Origin of the sequence: cyanobacterium endosymbiont of Rhopalodia gibberula, assembly GCF_003574135.1 — a bacterium.
GTDB lineage: Bacteria > Cyanobacteriota > Cyanobacteriia > Cyanobacteriales > Microcystaceae > Rippkaea.
Map to the genome: position 1 here is coordinate 488,284 of NZ_AP018341.1, position 22,833 is coordinate 511,116.

Here is a 22,833-nt window from a genome sequence, read left to right on the forward strand (position 1 = left end):
CTGTATTTTCTTTGTTTATTAACAAATGTTTATTCTTATAAATTTTGACTATTTTTAACCGTGAATTTAAAATAACTTAACTAAGTTAAAATAACCATTATTTCTTATTTTTTTATTGTTAATAATATAATTAATGGTGCCAATTTGACTATTTAATTACTTATTTTATTAGTAAAAGAAATTAAAAAAATTTTATGTTGTGTTATTTTTATTTAGTTACTATAAATATAGTAAAAATACAGATTGATAATGTAAGTAAGTACATTTTACTGGTTTATTCAAGTGTTAAAGCTATTTGTTAGTAAATTTATACTAACAAATAGCTTTAATAAAAAAATTGTAAAAATAAATTTTTGTTATTAATAACAGACTTGCAAAGGATTCTAATATAGATAGCTTATACTAAATGTAGTAAATAAACTAATTAATTATCTCTAAATTGTTTATTTAGTTAATCGGTTTGTTTAATTTTCTAAAAAAATAAAATTATCGAAATAATCAATATTTTTTATTTCTAATAAACAGTTATCGATAAAGTTTAAGTCAAGATAAAAAAGTAATAAAAATATATTTTTTTATAAAATTTGTTATTTTCTGATTTTTATAACTTTATGAGCTGGTCAATTATTTATAACTAGACAAACTTCTAGCTATAGGGTTAATACTTCTATTTTTTTTAAAAAAAATAGAAGTATTAATTTATTATTCAAAAGTAAAATAAGTAAAAAATAATGTAGTAAGCGCTCCAATTAACATAATTATTTCTCCTTAATTTTTAGAAAAATTTTTATAGGCTCGTCTTCCTTCCGTTACTCAGGTACAATAAGGAATCATAGCTAAATAAACTCAGATTTTCTAAAAATAAACTAGGTTTTAGAGTTTAAGTTGTCCTAACATGGTCAAATATTTATGTCTCGGAAAAAGTATTCTTCCGGTAAAGTTTAATTTTTAAACTAAATGATACATAGCAGGAATATTAACGATAATATCTATTTTTTATATAAGCAAGTACTTAGTTTGTATAGAATAGCAGCGCTATTTAGTTCTAGTAATAATTCTATAAAATTAAGCTTTTCTATCTTAATTAAAGGCATTTTTTTTAAGCCATTAGATAAAGTTTTATCTTTTGTACTATTTTATAAAATTTAAGGAAAAGATTGACAAAACTATAACTGAGTTGACGATTCACTGCTAATTGTCGAGTCAATTGATTTTTCTGATTTATTAGTTTTTATAACTTTAATGAGAATATTTTATATAGTACAACCGCGTTAATAAATCTCACTGGAAAGGTTGAAACTATTAAATATCTGTTTATTTTTGATAGAAAAAATCTTTAAATTATTCAAATTAAAATTGAAGTATTTAACAATTTATACAAAAAAAATAGTCTCGTCAAAAATATTCTTGTAATGTCACTAATTAGTACAAAGTCTTGAGTAAAAAAGATTAATCATTTAAGGTTGTGCCCTAAATTTTAAGAAAATTACTCAAGAAATTAATTAGCTATGATAGGATGGGACTATGTAGAATAAAATAACCTTGTTCATATTTACATTAACTGTTATTTTTTTACATTAACTATTATTTTTTTGAGGTTGAAGATAATAGTCTAAATTGTTTACTATGGACTTACTGCGCTCACTTCCCATTGGACTCTATCTAGAAAAACCTATCACTTGGTTACATCAACTCGATCCTAGAGTAAAACTAGTTTGGTTAATGACTTTTCTTGCTTCCCCGATTTTAGCTCACCCCTTCTGGCAACTTGGAGTAGTTGGAATTCTGATATTATTGACCATAGCAGCTAGGATTCCAATAAGAGTCTGGAGACAACAAATGGGCTGGTTAATTGTTCTCTCAATTCTCACATTTATGATTACAGCAATTGCCCCTGATGGTTTGGCGGTCAATGCCCAACCTCGACTCTTGGATGGTGACTTATCTTTGCCGCAGCCTACTGATTATGACTATATTTTATTTGATAAAGGGCGGTTGATTACCCGTCGGTCTGTTGAGTTAGGAATTCGTATCAGTACCCTAATTTTCATTCTTATTTATAGCACTAACCTTTATCTTTTAACTACCGCTCCAGAAGAAATTACTGCTGGGTTAGAAGATTTACTAGAACCTTTGCGTCATCTGAAACTCCCCATTACAGAAATTATGTTAACTCTAACGCTTTCTTTACGGTTTATTCCCCTGGTGCTAGAAGAGTTACAAAATTTAGCTAGATCGATTCGTACTAGGGCAATTAATTGGAAAAAATTAGGAATTAAACGAACTTTACAGGTATGGTTAGTTGTAGTAGAAAAATTATTAGAAAATTTGTTGATGCGGGCTGAAGAGATTGCCGTTGCCATGGAAGTTAGAGGGTTTACTAACCCTAATGAACATCGAGTTCAATGGTATCAATTACGCTTAATTCAGTGGGATTGGGTCGCTTTAGCAATTTTAATTCCTTTTTGGTGGGCACGGTTTATTTGGGGAAGAATGTGATATGAACTTTCTGTATTTTAAGGAAAAAATCGGCGTTGACTAGCAGTGAATCGTCAACTCAGTTATAGTTTTGTCAATCTTTTCCTTAAATTTTATAAAATAGTACAAAAGATAAAACTTTATCTAATGGCTTAAAAAAAATGCCTTTAATTAAGATAGAAAAGCTTAATTTTATAGAATTATTACTAGAACTAAATAGCGCTGCTATTCTATACAAACTAAGTACTTGCTTATATAAAAAATAGATATTATCGTTAATATTCCTGCTATGTATCATTTAGTTTAAAAATTAAACTTTACCGGAAGAATACTTTTTCCGAGACATAAATATTTGACCATGTTAGGACAACTTAAACTCTAAAACCTAGTTTATTTTTAGAAAATCTGAGTTTATTTAGCTATGATTCCTTATTGTACCTGAGTAACGGAAGGAAGACGAGCCTATAAAAATTTTTCTAAAAATTAAGGAGAAATAATTATGTTAATTGGAGCGCTTACTACATTATTTTTTACTTATTTTACTTTTGAATAATAAATTAATACTTCTATTTTTTTTAAAAAAAATAGAAGTATTAACCCTATAGCTAGAAGTTTGTCTAGTTATAAATAATTGACCAGCTCATAAAGTTATAAAAATCAGAAAATAACAAATTTTATAAAAAAATATATTTTTATTACTTTTTTATCTTGACTTAAACTTTATCGATAACTGTTTATTAGAAATAAAAAATATTGATTTGCAAACCCAATAATTTCATAACTCTATGATTCTCAATCAAGCGATTGATTAAGCAACTGATAAAAACATAACTAGCCAGTTTCCTCAGTTCGGTTATTATGAGTTATCTAATTCAAAACCACTATCAATGCATACAAGTAGTTTAGCTAAAGTCAAATTAAAATAATAGATAAGAATAAATAATATTTTTTGTATAAAATCACAGTCCGTAATTTTTCTTAAAATAAAGAGGTATAGCATCAAATGAAAATCATAAAATTGTCATGAATATATCTATCTTTAGATATATTTTAGCTAAGGCAATTAAATTGGTTATTGCTAAAAGACATCATCATAAAATGATATAAATAAAAGCGATATAAATTTCACTTGAATTACTTCAATATAAAGATACAAAATAATTAGCGTTATCAACATTTATTTAAAGTCATTTATTTAACGTTAAAGTTAATGTCGCCGATTAACTTTTTGCCATCTTTGATCCTACCACTTACCGTCTTCCCCTTGTTAATTCTAAATCGGCGGAAACTCTTTAATTATTCTATTTATAGATACAGCGAGGTTTATAAATAAACTTACCCCGTCATTAGTCAATGCTTTTCAGGCTAATCCACTCCAGGGAAAGAAAGTCACTGAAGTGGATGCCCTTCTTTGTTTGACTAGTCTCGCCTAACGTGGGAAATTTTAAGTTGAATCGGTTATGATGATTTTTGGAAAGATGTCCCTAACCCTTAAGTCGATGTTGTCGACGTTTAACACAATTGATTAGATGAAAAGTACATTTTCGAACAGACTAAGGCTAAACATTCCTAAGCTGTGTTAATTTACGTGAGTAGGCAGTTTGAGTTAGAAACTAAACCAAAAGCTATGGCATTTGGTTTAGTTTCTGCAGATTCAGATACTTTGGTCTAATTTTGCAGCTAAAGCTTTTCTAGCTTGTTCACGATCATCAAAGTGTATTTTTTCTGTTCCTAAAATTTGATAATCTTCGTGACCTTTTCCGGCAATTAAGACTCCATCTCCTGGTTTTGCTCGTTGAATAGCTTGATTAATAGCCTCAGCACGATCACTAATAACAACGGGGTTCACTGAATCGGGAATCCCCTCTAAAATATCAGCCAAGATCCTCTCGGGATCCTCAGTGCGGGGGTTATCAGAGGTAACAATGCATATGTCCGCTAATTGGCCAGAAATTCGACCCATTAGGGGACGTTTAGTACGATCACGATCACCGCCACACCCGAAAACGCAAATCATCTTGCCCTGAATGAAGGGACGAGAAGCATTGAGCAAATTTTCTAGACTATCAGGAGTATGAGCATAATCGACAATGACGCTAATATCCTGTTTATCACTAATTTTTACCCGTTCCATTCGCCCTGGAACTCCTGTAAATTTAGGTAACTTAGCAACAATTTCGTCTAAATCTAGCCTAAAACATAAGACTGTTGCGACTGCTGCTAAAAGGTTGGACAGATTGAATTGTCCGACCAATGGGGAAGTAAAGGAAACAGTTCCCTGAGGCGTATGTAAAGCTCCTGACACTCCCGCTGCTTCGTAAGTGAGATTGCTTGTATAGAAGTCTGCTGTCTCACTACTGACGCTATAACTCCATACCTTATCAGAACCTAATCTTTCAATTAGCCGTTCTCCGTAGATATCATCTAGGTTAACAATTGCCCGTCCTGTAAGGTATTCTGATCCAAATAAAAGACTTTTGGCGAGGAAATAATGTTCCATATCTTTATGAAAGTCCAGGTGATCTTGGGTTAAATTGGTAAAAACTCCTACCTTAAATTGGCATTCTTTAACCCTTTCTTGGGCTAAGGCGTGGGAACTCACTTCCATGACACAATACTGGTTTTGAGCCGCTACTGCTTCTGCCAGTCGTCCTTGTAATTCTGCGGCAAAGGGAGTGGTATGAGTAGCCGTTTGTTGAAATCCCTGCCAACGGGTATATAGAGTGCCAAATAATGCGGTGGGGTATTTTCCTTGAGTCAAAAAAAATTCAATTAAGTGGGCAGTGGTGGTTTTTCCATTAGTTCCGGTGATCCCAATCATGTTCAACTTTTGACTTGGATAATTGTAAAATGCTGTGGCTACTTGGGCACAGACTGTCACCATGTCCTCTGCCGTAAGAATGCAAACGTCAGGGGGAGGGGGAAATTGGGCAGCTGCTTGAGGGGTAATAATAGCTGCTATCGCTCCTGCTTCTATGGCACTTTGCCAAAATTGGCCACCGTCAACACGGGTTCCTGGCATTCCGATAAATAAATCCCCCGGTTTACAAGCATGGGAATTAGTGCAAATACCTTTAATTTGGCGATCAAGAAGATTATTAGTACAAAAATCTCCGAAAATGGAAACTTTTTTTAGTAAATCTCGTATTTTTACCATAAAAATTCTTTGTTTTTTATAAATTGGGGTTAGATTTTATAATCTCTTGTGAGTGATGTTAGCAAAATTCTTTAATAAGTTCCCTTAGTAAAGATAAAAACTAAATGTACTAATAATACACATGTTTTAGAGTAATCAATAAAGCTCTGAAATAACTATTTTATTTCATAAAAAATTTTTTTTTGTATAATCGAGATAAGATTCGTTTTTTTATGTAAAAAATTGCAAAATTTTGCCATAATTCTGTAGAGTAGTACAACTTAAATAAGTGTATAGATTAGTGATTTAATCATCTTTATTTTAACTTTTAAAACTAATAATTTTCCCCTTTTAATTTTGTATTAAATTATTTTAATTTTATCTAAAATTGAAGTAGTAAAAACGTCTGATTATTTTTTTCTAAACTATAGATAGCTAGTTTTTCTTAACCAGATATTTTCTAAAAAAATACTAAGTTAAATGACCTACATCCAATTGCTGCAACCACTTTTTATTTTAAATAATAACAGTTATTTATAGCCATCTATAAATTATAGACTTCATCTTTTTATTGACTTCATCTTTTTTTATTCTACATTAGACTTTATCTACAATTTTTTAAACTATAATATAAAATTATGATGATTTTCGTCTCTTAAAGTAAAAAAATATTTCTTAGGATTATCTTTAAAGTGTTGTTACTTATTTTTCTGATGAAGAAAGGTTAAAATAGGAATTCATAACACTACCTTGTAAAAGAATAGTCAAGCCAAAGTAGAGACGCCATGTACAGCGTCTCTACTTTGGCAATTTTCCTAAATTTAGGAAAATTTTAGGACGACATCCCCCATTAACTCAGGAAAGAAATATTAGTATTTTTTGATTTTTCGTGGTAGTAATTCTTAAAAGATTGGTAATTAGACTCGAGGTGATACAGATGGCACTGAGTTGTAATCTTCTTTATTAAAGACCAAGAAAACCTGTATTCACAAAGATAATTTCCCCAATTCTCCTTTAAACTTTGATGGGCTTGGCGTAAATTATAACTGGGAATTCCAGGAGAAATATGGTGAGGAATATGAACATTGATATCATGGCAAAGAATTTCTATCCAATGGGGATAGTCACAATGAACCGTCCCACTTAATTGGGCCTGGGCCTCATTCCATTGGTCAGCCTTTTTAAAAGCAATATTTGGGACTGTGTGATGTACTAGAGTAAAGGTGCTCATCCAGAAGTGAAAGACTAACCAAGGTAACAACCAAAATTTAACAAAACCCCATACTCCTAGAGTCGTTAATAAAATCGGAAAACCAATAACTGCACTAATAATCACAACTAAGACAGAAAAACGAACTTGCTCTCGTTCTCTTCCGGTAAACGTCGTCCAGTCAAAGTGAATCTTAGCCCAATGAACAACAGAAGCAAACCACCAAAATCGTCCTCGAAGTTGACGATAACCCCATTTAGCAAATGGAGAAAAACTTTCATAAAACTCTGTAGTGATGGGATTCCAGGCGTTATCCACATCAAGCTTGTTTGTATGTTTATGATGGTAATCATGGAGAATACGCCAACTATGGAAAGGATAGATAATCGGTAAAAAAGCTAAATGTCCTACCCAATTATTAACCCAAGTACTGTTAGAAAAGGAACGATGGCCACAGTCATGACCAATCACAAAAAATCCAGTTAAAGCAGTTCCTGTAAATACCCAAAGAATAGGCAGTAAATACCAAGGAGTGGTCGCTAAAGCTCCCATACCTAAAGCCACCATAAAGATACTTAGAAGTATCTTAAACCATGCTTTACGCGGATCTTTAGTAAATACGTTTGAGGGAAGGGTATTGATAATATCCCGTAAACGCACTGCGGGGTCAAGTTGTGATAGGGTTTTGCGTTGAGTAGGACTAGTCAGTGTTGTCATGAACGATGAATAATATTGAAATGGTGAATCCGGAGTAATTAAAAAGCCAAATTAACATAGAGAAACCAATTTATCCTAGCGGGGAAGTAACATATGTCCTTCACGAATAAAAATCTCTTAGGTTGAGCCTTAATAGTTATATCACAATCTATGAGTCACCCTATCTTAGTTGACAAACAGTATGGTGTAATGGAATGGTAGATCTCTTGTGATTTCCTAACCCGTTATTTCAGTGAAACACTGACACACTTTGCATGGAGACTCAATCAATTAGCGAGCTGTTTCCCCTGTTCCATACAGCTAATTCAGAGACATTAGAATGGTTTTTATCAGTTGTAGACCAAGAGGACTATCCCCCTGATATTAAAGTTGTGAGGGAGGATGATTGGGGAAAAGCGGTTTACTTTGTCGTTTCTGGTTGGGTTAAACTCCGCTCCCATTACCAGGGTTCCGAAACAACCCTAGAAATTCTCAGTCGAGGAGATTTTTTTGGAGAAATGGAGGTTCTTGAGGAATCCCTTAGGTCAATTGAGGTTATATCTTTGTCTGAGTTGCAATTATTGAGTATTTCGGCTCAACGCTTCCTACAAATGTTGTTTAAAGATCCTCAGTTACATCATCGAATGTTACAGTTACAAGTCCGGCGAGTTCGTCAACTTTATCGTCGTCTTCAATTGCGCCAACAGTCTCCTAAAGTTAGGTTAGCTAAAACCTTAATTAAGTTAGCAGAAACCTACGGTAAGTCTACTGAAAAAGGAACAGAAATTTGGTATTTTCCTGGGCAAGATTTAGCGGACATCGCTGATGTTTCTTTAGAAGAATTACAGTCAGCAATAACCCAGTTGCAAAGTCAAGGTTGTCTAGAAATAGACCTAGTTGGTCATAATTTATATTTAAGTAATCTTAAGCAAATTCACCATTTTTCCCAACAACTTTAAGCATGACTAGAGCAACAAGAACCGATAGCTCAGATATTCCTAAAACTTCTCCGATTATTGCTTACACTGTAGCTATGCCTCAACCAAGTTCCCATATTTTTGAGGTGAAGTTACAAGTTAGCCAATGGCAAGAGTCTATTCTAGAATTAGGAATGCCTGTGTGGACTCCCGGTTCATACTTAGTTCGGGAATACGCTAGACATATTCAGTATTTTTATGCATCTTCTAGCCAAGATAAAACAAAATTATTAAGTCAGAAAATTAGTAAAAACCATTGGATAATTGAAACAGGAAATGTTAACGATATTACGATACATTATCAAGTTTATGCCAATGAACTAACCGTCAGGACAAATCATTTAGATAAAACTCATGGCTATTTTAATGGAGCCGCCTTATTCTATTTTATTACAGGGTTAGAAAAACAGTCCATTACTGTACAAATAATCCCCCCAGTTACTCAATGGAAAGTTAGCACAACCCTACCCAAAATTCCTGGAAAAATCAATTTATTTCAAGCAAATGATTATGACACATTAGTAGACAGTCCTTTTGAAATTGGTACCCATAATATTTATACTTTTGAAGTTTTAAAAAAATCCCATCAGTTAGTCATTTGGGGACATGGTAATATTCAGCCTATTTCTCTAATTAGGGATGTTAAAAAAATTATTGAAATAGAAGCTAAATTATATAGAGAACTTCCGTATGATCACTATCTATTTATCCTACATCTATCGGGAAGTTGCTTCGGTGGATTAGAACATAAAAGCTCTTGTTCTCTAATTTATCCTCGTTTTGGCTTTCGAGCTAAGGACAAATATAATCGTTTTATTCAGTTAGTTGCACATGAATTTTTTCATCTGTGGAATGCTAAACGCATTCGACCAAAAGCCCTAGAAACTTTTGATTATGAGCGAGAAAATTACACTAAATCTCTCTGGTTTTTAGAAGGAACGACTAGCTATTATGACATGATAATGCCCCTGAGAGCAGGAATTTACGATATCGATAGTTTTTTCGAGATTCTAAGCAATGATATCACTCAATATTTGAACACACCAGGACGCAAAATTCACTCTTTAAGTGAATCGAGTTTTGATGCTTGGATTAAATTGTATCGCAGTGATACTCATAGTGATAATGTTCAGATTTCCTATTATTTAAAGGGGGAATTAGTCTCGTTACTTCTGGATTTATTGATTCGATCACGTCATAATAATCAGCGATCACTCGATAATGTTATGAGTCAGATGTGGCAAAAATTTGGAAAACCAGAAATTGGCTTCACTCACCAACAACTACAAGACGTGATTGAGTCGGTGGCTGGAATTCAGTTACAAAACTTCTTCACACATTACCTCGATGCCACTGAAGATTTACCTTTTGATGACTATCTAGAACCCTTTGGATTGAAGCTAAAACCTATCCTAGACTCCGAAACTATTCCCTTTCTGGGAATACGAATTAAATCGGAAAACAGCAAAGAAGTTATTAAGTTTGTTGAAGCTGGATCACCGGCTGAGATAGGAGGAATCGATACAAACGACGAGTTATTAGCTATTGATGGAATTCGTGTTAATCCAAACCAATTGAGCGAGCGTTTAAAAGACTACCAAAGCGGTGATATCATTTCAATGACAGTCTTTCATCAGGATCAACTGAGAACTCTTCCTGTCACTTTAGCAGAGCCCCAACCTAGTCGCTATGAGGTAACTCGCATTGATCATCCATCCACTAGCCAAAAGCAAAATCTGATGGATTGGTTAGGAAAAGAATAAGGATATCGTTTTCGGTTTTAGGGGATATACTTTTTCTCTAAAATCTTCAATCAGCAAACTATAACCTAATACCTAGAAAAATGGCTGATCTGTGCCTATAATTAGGACATATCTTGAGTAATAAAAATATTTAGGGTATTAGACCCAATAAGTCATATAAACAGTGATGCATCAATTTCTTCCTATTGCTTACTTTCAAAATCAATTTATTCCCTTCGAAAATGCGAACATTTCCATTGCTACTCACGGGCTACATTACGGGACAGCAGCTTTCGGAGGAATGCGAGGAATTCCTGATCCTGAAAATTCTTCACAAATCTTGTTATTTCGTTTAGATCGTCACTGTCAGCGTTTAAGTCAAAGTGCGAAATTCTTAAACTATGAATTGTCAGCACAAAAAATTGAACAGATTATTATTGACTTTGTGAGAAAGAATAGGCCATCAACTTCTTTTTATATTAGACCCTTAGTCTATACTTCAGGATTAGGAATTGCTCCCAGACTTCATAAGATTGAAAAAGATTTTTTTGTTTATGGCTTAGAGATGGGCGATTATTTATCCTCAGATGGAATTAGTTGTCGTATTAGTTCTTGGTATCGTCAAGAGGATCGCAGTTTTCCTTTACGGGGGAAGATTAGTGCTGCTTATATTACTTCAGCTTTAGCCAAAACAGAAGCAGTAGAATCAGGTTTCGATGAAGCTATTTTAATAAACTCTCAAGGTAAAGTTTGTGAAGCAACAGGAATGAACATTTTTTTTGTGAGAAATGGTAAATTAATTACTCCTGGACCCGACCAAGATATACTAGAAGGAATCACCAGAGATAGTGTTTTAAACATAGCTGAAGTCTTAGGAATCGAGACTATTGAAAGACCTGTTGATAAATCAGAATTGTTTATTGCTGATGAAGTCTTTTTATGTGGAACCGCCGCAAAAATCATTCCTGTTAAACAAATTGAGACTTTTAGGTTATCAGAAGAACGTCCCATTATGGAAAAATTGCGAGATAAATTATTTGCCATTACAGAAAATAAAGATTCAGATTATCAAGACTGGGTATATCCTATTACTATTTAAAATTTCTCAAAATATAGAAGAGGGACATTTTTTTGTTAAAAATATTCGGAAAAAAGGTACCCTCTTCATTTAAGAACGGGTGAAGTTATGATTTTATTGACAACAGTATTTTTAAATCTTGTTGAACTTAACATGTCTTGACTCAAACCCTTTTTTAGCTATCTCTACCTAATTTTTTGCTGATAAAGAGGATGTAAATCATGGTTACTGGAATCCTGACTTAAAGGAAGGAAAATGGTGAAAACTTGTTTATATTGCGATCGTTGACGCACAATCAACTTACCTCCTAGGACATGAAACATATGTTTCGTTACATCTAAATTGAGACTTAAACCTCCAGTATTGGGATGAAACATCAATAACTGGCCCAAAGCTTTTAAAGGGTTATGAGGACAAGAAGATTCTGTGCGAAATTGCAATTTCAGCTGATGGCCTGCAGTGGTAACTTGAACGCGAATATTTCCACCTTCAGAGAAACTACGGGTAAACTTCTCGATCAATCCCATTAACACCTGATTAAGTATCGCCGGATCACTGACGACTTGGGGTAATTTTTGGGGAACCACTATGTCAAGAATAACATTGCGTCGTTGAGCTTGTTTTTTCCAACGAGGAATACTTTCATTTAAGACATTTTCTAACGATGTGTACACCAATCTAACTGACTTCTGTTTTTTGGAAGTGATTTTAAGTTCAGCCGCACTAAAAATTAACTCCATACGATTAATCTGTTCCGTACATTCTTGATCAATTCCTTCGAGCAATTTAGTCATTTGGGAAGTTAATCCTTTGTTGCGTAACAACAACTGTGTCATAGTGTGAATGGTAGTTAAAGGTGTGCGGATTTCATGTGTTAATGCCTGGAGTAGGGCTACGTCTGGGGCATTACTGAAAAGTTCTAAGGACGATTTTTCTTTATCCTGAGATTCCCAATGAACTGAGCGGCGCTGTCCTGAATGAACGACGGAGATTTCAGGTAAATGGTATAATAATAATTGACTGAAGTGTGTAACTAAGCGATAGTCAGGGTTTGGAGGGGAAAAATGTCGTACTAAAGCATCAAAATGAGATAATTTGGGATAATTGGCAGCAATTAGCCGAGCTCGTAAAGCCAACCATCCTTGGTTGATCACTTCTGGGTCAAAGGAAAAAAGAAAAGCAGGAAGTCTTTGAGAATCTTCTCCTAAAACCGCAATTAACCCGAAATAGGGAGTCAACACTAAGTAGAACTGTTCAGTAGCGATAGGATCTTGAGGAAACAAAGGAAGTTCAGCTACTGTTGCTATAGTGCGTGACTCAGTCTCACGAGCAGCCGGAAGTTGAGATCGCATTGAGGTCAACTTCTGCCCTGTTTGGGGTGTAAATACCCCTGTTTGGAATTGATAATTGAGGGATTGATGGCAAAGGATTGTGGTAGGAGCTGATAAAACTAATCCTCGACAAGTGACATCGTCCGTCTTCGTCTCGTTAACTTGAGACAGTAAAATTTCTTCTAAAGTAGCGATAGCTCCAAACCATTGTCTTTGGGCTTTTGACTTGGCTCGGTTAATTTTGTCTGAGGTATGATCGATGTCTTTGACAATCGCTGATACAGTTGGCGACAGACAAGTATCAACTGCCATGGCTGCGTGACGATTGATAATATCACTTAATTTCATCAATAATCCCTTAGACACAACTATTTACTTTCCTAAAAATTAATATCAGTATAGTTTACCCTTTACCTCCACAATAGTAATTGTACTTAGGGGTCAAATGCAGTAGTAGAACCGAACAAATCAGTCGCAATCTCCGACATATATGTAGGACTTTGAGTCTCTTAGATTATTTTTTATATTTTAATCTTGATTAAGCTTTTCAAGTTAACAAGCCGCACAAACTTTTACATAGACTACTTTTTAGTAATTTTTTAGTAGAGATAATAAACAAATTTTAAGATTATATTGGAGGAGTATTCTTAGGTTTAAGATTTAATAAATATTAAATCTTAAACCTAAAGCTAATCAATGGACTTGTCTCTAACAGAGTAAGTGATTAAGTAACTGCTCTAGAAAAATTATCTATCTAAAAACTACCCAATTATTTCTAAGAAAAAAATTGTAGTATTAGCTTCTTTGATGATTTTTATTATGCTTTATTTATAATTATGTTAGCTGAATTTTTAGATAGACTGAATAGCAAATACTTTTTTAAGCTACTTTTATATGTTAGCTTTATTTAAGTTTATCTACTTAAATAAAGCTAACATATAATTTGGATTTTCCAAAAAGTGTTTAGTAAAAAAGATACGATAGTTGTTTAAGCCATATTGATGAAATGTGATTATATCATCAATACGGCTTAAACAAACAAGACATAAGTAGTGCTTAATTTAATAATTAACTAGCCTATTTAACTCTGTAATCTTAGATTTTATTATTATTTACTTATGTTTCAACATTTAAGCCATTACTACTTTTTTAAATCTATTTAAAAATAAAATTAGAGCAACTTTAATAGTGAATCAAAAACATCATAGTTTACTTTTTAATCCCATTAAACAGAATTATATTATAAATATTTAAGAAAATTACTTAAGTTAATTTATACTTTTTTATATTTAAAATTCCAGAAGAATATCTAATCAAATCAGGTATTGTATAGGATTCCATTAAATCTTCTTTATTTAAATAAATTCTTAAAAGATAAGAATTTAAAAAGCACTATTTTAAGAGTTTTTTACTAAATTTTTCTGATTTTTATAAATCAAAAAAAGATATAATTAACAATGAAAGAATGGGGGTATTTGTCCTTCTTTTAAACTATATTTTTTTGAGATAATTTAAAAAAAAACAATTATTCTGGCTCAATTCCTGTTAGGAAACTAACAGGAGTCTCCATCTGAGTGTCAATAATTTTAGCAATTGTTCTAGAATATTAAGTCGTGATGCTACTATACGAGAACTAAGGACTCGCTTACACAGAAATAGTAAGTGTGACAGTTAGTATATCTACCATATGTTATTCAGTCTAAAAATTTTACTTAACCCGAAAAAATACTTTATGCCTTGGAGCTTTACAAAGATATAGTTCAGAGCTTGACATAGGAACATTGACGATACTGAGACAGCTAAAACTTTTACACCTAGTTTTTTTATAGAAAAAACCAGAGTTTATCGAATCATAATTCCTTACCTTACAAGAACAGCTAAAGGAGAACACGTTTATGGAAAAAATCCCAATAATCGTATGTTAATAGGAGCAATCGCTGTATTAGGCTTTTTGCCCCTTGTATTTGTGAACAATGAACAAATAAAAGAAATTTTTCTTAACTTCTGAAACAGAATTGCTGACACCACAGATCAGGCTAGGAGCTTATACAATCATGGACAACTTACCGGCTCGTGAAACAGCAAAAGTTAAGAAAATTAATTGAATCTTATAGGATAATTGAATTTATAGGAGCACAGGTCGTATTTTTACTTTTTTATACCCAAAGTTTTGAGCATTTTATTATCCCTTTTTTACAATCGCTTAGTACAAGCCATAACTTCCTAAAATATTTTTTAAACTCCAACATAGAGAAGTTTATCCTCAGCTAAAACGGCATTCCCTTTAAAGACAGGGGTTTAATTAAATTAAGCCCCTTACTGATTTTTTTATCAACTAGACATTAGAATCAGACGTAATCTCGTAACATTTTCTTTAGTTCAATATTATGAAGTTCTTCTTGTCCAATCATCCCGCGAGCGAACTCCTCGATATAGATACTCCCATCCTCTACGACTTCCAATAATTCCTTATACAAATCCAAGGCCTTCTTCTCATGGTTAAGACTTTCCGTTAGAATTGCGCGCAAGTCATGTTCATTAGTTTCCTCCATAGAAGCAATTGATAAACTAGGATGACCTTCTAATCCGGTTAAAATCTCTCCCACTTGTTGAGCGTGAAGAAGAGATTCAGTGGCCTGTTGTTGAAAAAACTGCACTATGGGAATACGATGAGGTCCTGTGACCATTAAACTATAGTGAGTGTAGCGGACGACCCCGGCCAGTTCATACTCCATGATCAAGTTTAGGAGTTTATTTGTTCTTTCGCGATCAAGTTCTCGCATTTTAATACCTACGACAAAGGAGAGTTCTATGCCAATAGAAACATTTTTGATAGTAGTCTGTCAAGGTAAATTGAAGTATTTGTTAGTAGACAATCATTATTTAGAAATTAGCTTTTATTTTTTATGTATTCTTTGTATCTCAAACTACTATAATTATAGTCATTTTTTTTAAAAAAATTTTTTGGTCACTATTTTTACAGAAATTTTGTGCTTATCTCTATTTATTAAAAGTTGAGTTAGTCTTTTGATAGCAAATGAACTGTTAATTTATTCTAAATAAAGATGAAAAAAATTTTAGCATAAGAAGTTTAAATAAAACTTGGAACTGATAAAAATGTTGTCCAAATATTTTTTGATTTTGTTTATTCTACATAAGTTTGACACCAATTTTTTAAAAAATAGCTATCAATAATATTTTTTTTGCTGCTAAACTATCTATTTTTAAATAAAATTTAATATTTATTTTTATTACTATTTTTAATCTATATTCAGAAAATTTACTTGCTAATTTATATGATTTTATAGTTTTCTATTTGGTTTTAATAACATCGAATACTGAATAAATAATTAGGTAATAAAAAGATGTACATGCTCTGTTTATTTGATATTTTCTATTACATTCTTATTTTCGAGACTCTTTAAAGCTATCCCATATCCAAATCTTTATTCACTTTTACTGAATCTGTTCGATTTTTTTGTTATGGTTTTTTAGATTAACTATTAGTTACAGGCTATCAGAGATTAAAACCTAATTTGCATAGATATTTTTAACTTACTCTCTTACCGCTTAGCGTAACATTTTATGAAGTCCATTAATCTAAGTTAATCACATAAAAAAATATGCGCTTTTGTTCTCAGAGAAACTTTTGAAGCTTTCCTTAACTCAAATTAAGATGTTCCCTACTTCTACTTTAGAAATTTCCTTAAATTAGGAGATGACATTAATTAATCAGAGTTCTTATGACTAAACCTATTAATGTATTTTGGGAACTGTTTGTGACGATAAAATATTATCCTAACATAATGCTGCTTATTTGTACATAACTACTTATTAATTTATTATTTGTAATTTAACCGAATACTGGTAAGATTATCATTATCACCAATAATCTTAATTAGAAGATAAATCGTAATAGATTATTTTTTCTATTGAGTTTAACAGGGAATTACTTCAGGTATAAAAATAATACTTGCGTTTTTATATAAAAACCTAAATAAACGAAAAATATGGTTGGAACTATATCATCAATATACCTATTATAATCACTGGCTTATCTATGATAATCTAACTATTAGAATTTGATTTTTTGTAAAAAAAGTAAAGTAGATTAATTCCGATAATTGAGGTAGTATAAATTTCAAAAAAATCATGTTTTTTTGAAAAAAATTAAAACAATTGCAATCAACCTAAAAAATTAATTTAACTAAACTTAATTGAGAGCAGGTAAACTTTTTTTAAAATTAGTGTTTATATTGTTTTATATTGTTAAATTGAAGTTTAAGTATTTAGTTATTAACCTTATGACAATCTATCCTCAAAAAATCATTGATCTAGCCCTAAAATACGATGTGTCAGAAGCAGAAGTTTATCAGTTAAGTTCCTTATCTCATCCAGTCTTTTTTGAAGCTAACCGTCTTAAACAACTACAAAGCAAACAGTCCCAAGGAACTGCACTACGTTTATGGAAACAAGGACGTCCAGGATTAGCAGTGGCCTACGGTTTTATTGATTCTCAGGAATTAGTAGAGAAAGCAATCGCTCTGTCTCAATTAAATCCCCCCAAAACCATGGATTTGAGTGAACCCCGCATTGCTATTTATCCTGAAACTGGATCTTCCATCTCGGTTGAAACCCTAATTTCAACGGGAAAAACCGCGATCAATCAACTTCGAGATACTTATCCTGAGGCTATTTGTAGCGGTGAATTTAGTTGTGAACAACATACGACTTTATTAATGAATTCTCAAGGACTCCATTGTCAATATCAAGAAACATCTATCAACTATTATTTAGGATTGGAATGGGTCAGGGGAGAAAATTTTCTAGGCATTTATGACGGTGAATTAACCAGAAATCAACTGAATCCAGATAAAGTCATTAAATGGATTTTACAAAGGTTACAATGGGCTAACAAAAACGTAAGTCCTCCCACAGGAAAAATTCCTATTATGTTCACTCCCGATGCAGTTACTATGTTATGGGAAACAGTTGCTGATGCAATCAATGGAAAGCGAGTCCTAGAAAACTCTTCCCCTTGGAATGGAAAATTAGGCGAAGTAGTTATGTCCCCAAAAATTACCTTATTTCAAGATCCTCAGCGTTATCCCTATACCCTCCCTTTTGATGATGAAGGAACTCCTACTCAACTCTTACCCTTAATTACCGAAGGACAATTAAAATACTTTTATAGTGATCACACTATTGCCAGGAAGTTAGGTCAAAAGAGTACAGGGAATGGCTTTCGACTAGGATTAGAACATTATCCAACTCCTAGTTTAGTAAATATGATCATTGAGTCAGGAACTCAGTCTTTTGAGGAATTAATTAGTCAGTTAGATAATGCCTTAATTGTCGATCAAATGTTGGGAGGTGGGGCAGATATCTCGGGAGAATTTTCCATTAATGTTGATCTAGGATATCGGATTGAAAAAGGAGAAATTACAGGTAGAGTTAAAGATACTATGGTAGCTGGGAATATTTATACTGCCCTTAAACAGGTGATCGGATTAGGAAATGATTCTCGATGGAATGGTTCTTGTTATACTCCATCATTATTAGTAGAAGGATTGTCAGTTATCGGTAAATAAATTTATATTTATGATTCTACTAAATCTGTCATGTAAAATCATTAATGCTATTGAAAGCTTTATTATTGAATTAGTTTGGTATCTAAAAGTTTGTTCTATATTAGCATACTTACCAAGTAAGACTTTCTTAGAACTTAGCTTATTTTCAGCATTTTAAAGTTAAATATAGCCATATTTATTGGCTTTAAATAGTCAACAAATATGGTTATAGTTAAAAAACTTAGAAGAAAGTCTCTTCTCATAAGTTAAATAAGACGGTAATTAGCTATAGTAGTTTATCTAGATTGTAAGATTTTAGATACTATTTTTTACCCCAAAAAATTCCTAATATTATCTAATAGTTAGCTAAATAGCTTTTCAATATAAATAAATAACTGTACATAGATATGTTCTACTAGATGATTTAAACTATGATGAACATGATTATAAACACGAATATATTATCAATTATTTCAACGTATAAATTTTTATATTTATAATTTTTTACCTAAATCTTTAAGTTTTGTTTCTATTTTTTATTGACCTATTTCATTTATTTTAGCTATAATATTAATATTACTATTTTAAGATATCTTAAATAATTTTTATTTTAAATATTTCAGGATATTTTCATTTCTTTTTTTAAGAAATTGACTATTCTATATATGTGTTTTACCTTAATGATATATCGTTTAACAACGCTCTCTAGAGAGATAGATGGGTTTCTTTAACTAAGAAAAATATCTTATAGTTAATTCATTATTTTAATCAATTTTTTTGGTGTCAGAACCACAATCAATATAAGTTGCTGTCGAGTCTATTTTTTTTTAAAAATTGAACTATTCTTATCTTATTTAAGATCTGATGATGGATAATAGTGAGTTTTTCTAAATTTAGAATCTCGTTCATTAGACTAAATTGAGTATTTGATGTCATAGGTATAAATTAAGTTAAGGTATTGAGTTGAGCATAATTTTATTCAGAAATAAACCCCACAATAATACCATTTATATAAAAAAATTATTTTTTATAAGCCTATGACTAATAATCAAACCTTGTCTTTATATTTTTAATTTTTACATAGCAGGTTCAGCATAACTATGAAAACCTCATGCTCGATCATCATTATAAAGTAAAATATCCAGTTCTTGGTTTATATTAAGTTCGTAAAAAATAATTTAAGTTTAAATACCTCATTTTTATCACTTACTAGAAGGCTCCAAATAGAAGTTATAAATATGTTTACTTTATTAAAGTAATTCAATTGCGCACACCTATATCAAAGATATAAAAGATATAGGTGTGCGCAATTGAATTATTAGTTTTCTAAATATTTTTATAAAATTCTATTTTTTGCAAAATTACTATCTAAATAGTATCGCAAAAATTAGAATTATTTAGATTAATAATAATTGATTTTCAATATCTACTGAATCTATCTAAACATTCCTGAACACTTTTTTATCTTAACGATTTTCTAAAAAATACCTTCTCAATTAAGCATTGTTCATTGTACTAAAATCAATTTTATTTATCAAAACACTCTCTCATTTAGTACAGTTTCAGACCATAAATATTCATTATTTTCAGCTAAAACCCAAAATATATAGATTTTGAGTCTGCCGATTAATACAAACCAAATAGATTAGTTGAAACACCATAAATATTAACTGATAGCTAACATGATATCAACTTTCTAATTACTCCTTGATAGGTATCTTAGCTATTTTTTGCTTGATTGTTTTCTTAAAAAATTGTGGAAGCTAATAAAAGTACACTGTTTTCAGTATTTACCTTAAATCAGGAAAAACATCTAAAATAGCTGGATGCACTACACGATTTCCTTTAACATTTAAGCCTTTCCCTAAAGCAACATCTTTGTCCAACACATCTAAACTGTGATCAGCTAATTTCATTACATATGGCAAGGTACTATGGTTGAGAGCTTGGGTAGCTGTCCAAGGAACTGCCCCAGGCATATTAGGAACTCCAAAATGAATGACTCCTTCCTCAAGATAGGTCGGGTCAGTATGGGATGTAGTTCGTGAAGTTTCAATACAACCCCCCTGATCTACCGCTACATCAATAATAACTGAACCTGGGTTCATTGTGCTTACTAATCCTCGTGAAACTAAAATAGGGGCACGTTTTCCTAAAAGTAATACCGCTCCGATTAATAAGTCCGCTTGGGGAACAATCGACTCAATATTATGTGTATTGCTGTGAAGTAATTCAACTCTCGATCCGAAAAGAGTTTCTAGGTAAAACAAGCGGTCAATATTAATATCGAGAATTTGTACTTGTGCACCCATTCCTACAGCAATCTTAGCCGCTTCAGTTCCGACGACACCACCTCCTAGGATAGTAACACGACCTGAACGCACTCCGGGAATTCCCCCTAACAGAACTCCTCGTCCTCCTTCTTGTTTCCCTAGGTATCTTGCGCCAAATTGTACCGCTAACCTCCCAGCAATGATACTCATAGGAGTCAATAAAGGAAGTTTGCCATCAGGTAATTCTACAGTTTCATAAGCGATAGCAGTAATTCCTGAGTCCATCAATGTTTCAGTTAAATAACGGTCGGCTGCTAGGTGAAGATAAGTAAATAATAATTGGGGTTTATCTAAATAAGGATATTCTTCGAGGAGAGGTTCTTTAACTTTGACCACTAATTCTCTGTCCCAAGCACTGATTGCGGTGGGAACAATATTTGCTCCTGCTCTTTGGTAGTCCATATCGGAGAATCCTGCACCCATTCCTGCATTAGTTTCGATAAAGACAAGATGACCATGCTCATGCAATATCCTAACACTACTGGGACTCAACCCTACACGAAATTCTTGGTCTTTAATTTCCTTAGGAACGCCTATCTCCATTGTTGTCCTCATTCTAAATAAATGTTATTTATCATAATGTAACGAGAATTAAAGCTGATGGGATCATTTATAGAAGTAATAATCACTGAGTCTAAGTGATTCAGAAAGAACAAATAGATTGATGTTGTCAATAACAACCTTCAGAACACTTAAAAAACTGACAGTTGACCAACAGTTTTTATAGATAAACGGATATTTCCTTTGTTAAGTCCTCTGGTGTCATCATAGCGTGCTCGATTGCTTTGAAAAAGGCAATCGAGCACGCATAGGCATTGAAATGTTTAAGCTAATCTAAAGATACTTTAAACACTCAGTCGTATAGTCATAAAATCTAACATTTTTTAAAGCTTATTCTGGTATGTTTCTAATGTCTGCTAAAAGTAGATTGATAATTCTTTAATCTTTTATTGTTGAAGCATAGATATTAAACCATAGATTTTTACGTATTCTCTTATATGTTTTTATGCTTTTTAAGCAGATAATTTAGTTAATTTAAAAAAATTATATTTCTATCTTTCTATATTTACTTTTCAATAAATAATTAGATTAAGATTAAAGATTAAGGAAAAATTATTTTTCTATAATTTCTTTGAAATGTGTGTTATCGTAGCAAACGTCATTTTTTTATTTAAGTTGTTCTTTCCATGAAACTAAATTCACAAAAAATAGCAACTTTATTAGCAATATTTACGATAACTTTTCCCCGTCAGATACTAGCTTAAAACCTGTCAGCTGAGACTTATCAGCCTGGCTATTGGCAACCTGTAGATATATTTGATATTAAATGTTAGGTGGAAGTTTTATTAAAAAATAAAACATAAATACCCTTAGAATATGATTTAACTGATCTAAAATTAACCAATCCTTAAGCCCTTAAAGCTGGAGGATTAGGAACCTTAAAAAATTTTGGTCAATCTGCTTATATTGTTGTTTATCCAACTATTTCTGTTGATCCTAATAATCCCTTAACTCTTAGATTCAATGTGGAAGTAGAAAAAGATAATAAAATCATCGTCATTATTAAAAGAGACATAATCAGTAGAAAGGATTTGAGCTTTTTAGGACATCGAGCCATTAATTTACAAGAAAATGGGGGGATTTATTTGTACTAAATTTTATTCTATTGATTCTGAATATTTTAGACTAAAAATACTAAACTAATAGCCAAAAAATTCTAAACCTCTTATTCTAAACGGTATTCTGTAACTTCATAAACTCGGCTTCTGCAATCGTAAAAAGATTGCAAGGTAAACATTTCAAACCTTTTTACGACTATCTAGATTTCTAAGTTTCAGGAAAACCAAGAGGAATAACACTTAACAAAATTAAACGATATGGAGGATCATGATTTAAGTTTCGATTATTATAGATCCTCACTTTGCTATGATGATTAATTCCATCATAGACCATTGTTGATATTTATTCTCGTTCAGAATAGAGCTCTTTGTTGAAGACCAAAACGGGCAATTATCTCAAATAGTTCTCAATTTGAAGAAGTCTTATTTCAGTGGATTGAAAGATAAGTATGACGCCAATTATTCTCCACTTGATGGGATAAAACAACGGGGAAATCACAACCACGCTCTAAGTAATTGTTTCGTATTTAAAATATTTCTCATTTGTAGATTAAGATATATATTCCAAAGAGCTCTTTTAGCGTGAGTGTGGAGTTTTCTGATGATAACTTCTTTTCTCATAGTGCTAGTGAAACCAACACTTAGTTTTACTGCGACCATAAA

At 32.0% G+C, this 22,833-nt stretch carries 10 protein-coding genes; 5 read left to right on the forward strand and 5 right to left on the reverse strand.

Annotated features, from left to right (window positions below; all coding sequences use genetic code 11):
• Positions 1–1,626: 1,626 nt before the first annotated feature.
• On the forward strand, positions 1,627–2,499 hold the full coding sequence (locus RGRSB_RS01530) for an energy-coupling factor transporter transmembrane component T family protein (protein ID WP_119259534.1): 873 nt from the start codon (positions 1,627–1,629) through the stop codon (positions 2,497–2,499).
• A gap of 1,633 nt (positions 2,500–4,132) precedes the next feature.
• Here the strand turns inward: RGRSB_RS01530 and RGRSB_RS01535 are convergent.
• A complete protein-coding gene (locus RGRSB_RS01535; protein ID WP_119259535.1) occupies positions 4,133–5,635 on the reverse strand; it encodes a UDP-N-acetylmuramoyl-L-alanyl-D-glutamate--2,6-diaminopimelate ligase in 1,503 nt (500 codons plus the stop codon).
• An 829-nt stretch (positions 5,636–6,464) separates the two neighbouring features.
• Positions 6,465–7,541, reverse strand: a complete 1,077-nt coding sequence (locus RGRSB_RS01540) for a fatty acid desaturase (protein WP_119259536.1) — start codon at positions 7,539–7,541, stop codon at positions 6,465–6,467.
• Positions 7,542–7,795: 254 nt separating this feature from the next.
• Between RGRSB_RS01540 and RGRSB_RS01545 the strand changes: the two genes are divergently transcribed.
• The 3 genes from RGRSB_RS01545 to RGRSB_RS01555 all read left to right on the forward strand — a co-directional run bounded on the left by RGRSB_RS01545 (position 7,796) and on the right by RGRSB_RS01555 (position 11,338).
• Positions 7,796–8,479 (forward strand): Crp/Fnr family transcriptional regulator, encoded by a 684-nt coding sequence (locus tag RGRSB_RS01545; protein WP_119259537.1) that lies wholly within the window; start codon positions 7,796–7,798, stop codon positions 8,477–8,479.
• A 2-nt stretch (positions 8,480–8,481) separates the two neighbouring features.
• Positions 8,482–10,260 (forward strand): M61 family metallopeptidase, encoded by a 1,779-nt coding sequence (locus RGRSB_RS01550; RefSeq protein WP_119259538.1) that lies wholly within the window; start codon positions 8,482–8,484, stop codon positions 10,258–10,260.
• A 166-nt stretch (positions 10,261–10,426) separates the two neighbouring features.
• Positions 10,427–11,338, forward strand: a complete 912-nt coding sequence (locus tag RGRSB_RS01555) for a branched-chain amino acid transaminase (RefSeq protein ID WP_119259539.1) — start codon at positions 10,427–10,429, stop codon at positions 11,336–11,338.
• Between the two features lie 164 nt (positions 11,339–11,502).
• Here the strand turns inward: RGRSB_RS01555 and RGRSB_RS01560 are convergent, their stop codons facing one another.
• Together RGRSB_RS01560 and RGRSB_RS01565 are read right to left on the reverse strand one after the other, a co-directional pair.
• Positions 11,503–13,020 (reverse strand): sensor histidine kinase, encoded by a 1,518-nt coding sequence (locus RGRSB_RS01560; protein ID WP_119259540.1) that lies wholly within the window; start codon positions 13,018–13,020, stop codon positions 11,503–11,505.
• A gap of 1,976 nt (positions 13,021–14,996) precedes the next feature.
• Entirely contained in the window at positions 14,997–15,431 is a 435-nt protein-coding gene (locus RGRSB_RS01565; protein WP_119259541.1) for a ferritin-like domain-containing protein, read from the reverse strand.
• 1,521 nt (positions 15,432–16,952) lie between these two features.
• Between RGRSB_RS01565 and RGRSB_RS01570 the strand changes: the two genes are divergently transcribed.
• A complete protein-coding gene (locus RGRSB_RS01570; protein ID WP_119259542.1) occupies positions 16,953–18,239 on the forward strand; it encodes a TldD/PmbA family protein in 1,287 nt (428 codons plus the stop codon).
• A gap of 1,769 nt (positions 18,240–20,008) precedes the next feature.
• Here the strand turns inward: RGRSB_RS01570 and ald are convergent.
• Positions 20,009–21,094, reverse strand: coding sequence for an alanine dehydrogenase (ald, locus tag RGRSB_RS01575; RefSeq protein WP_119259543.1), 1,086 nt, complete (start codon positions 21,092–21,094; stop codon positions 20,009–20,011).
• Between the last annotated feature and the right edge of the window lie 1,739 nt (positions 21,095–22,833).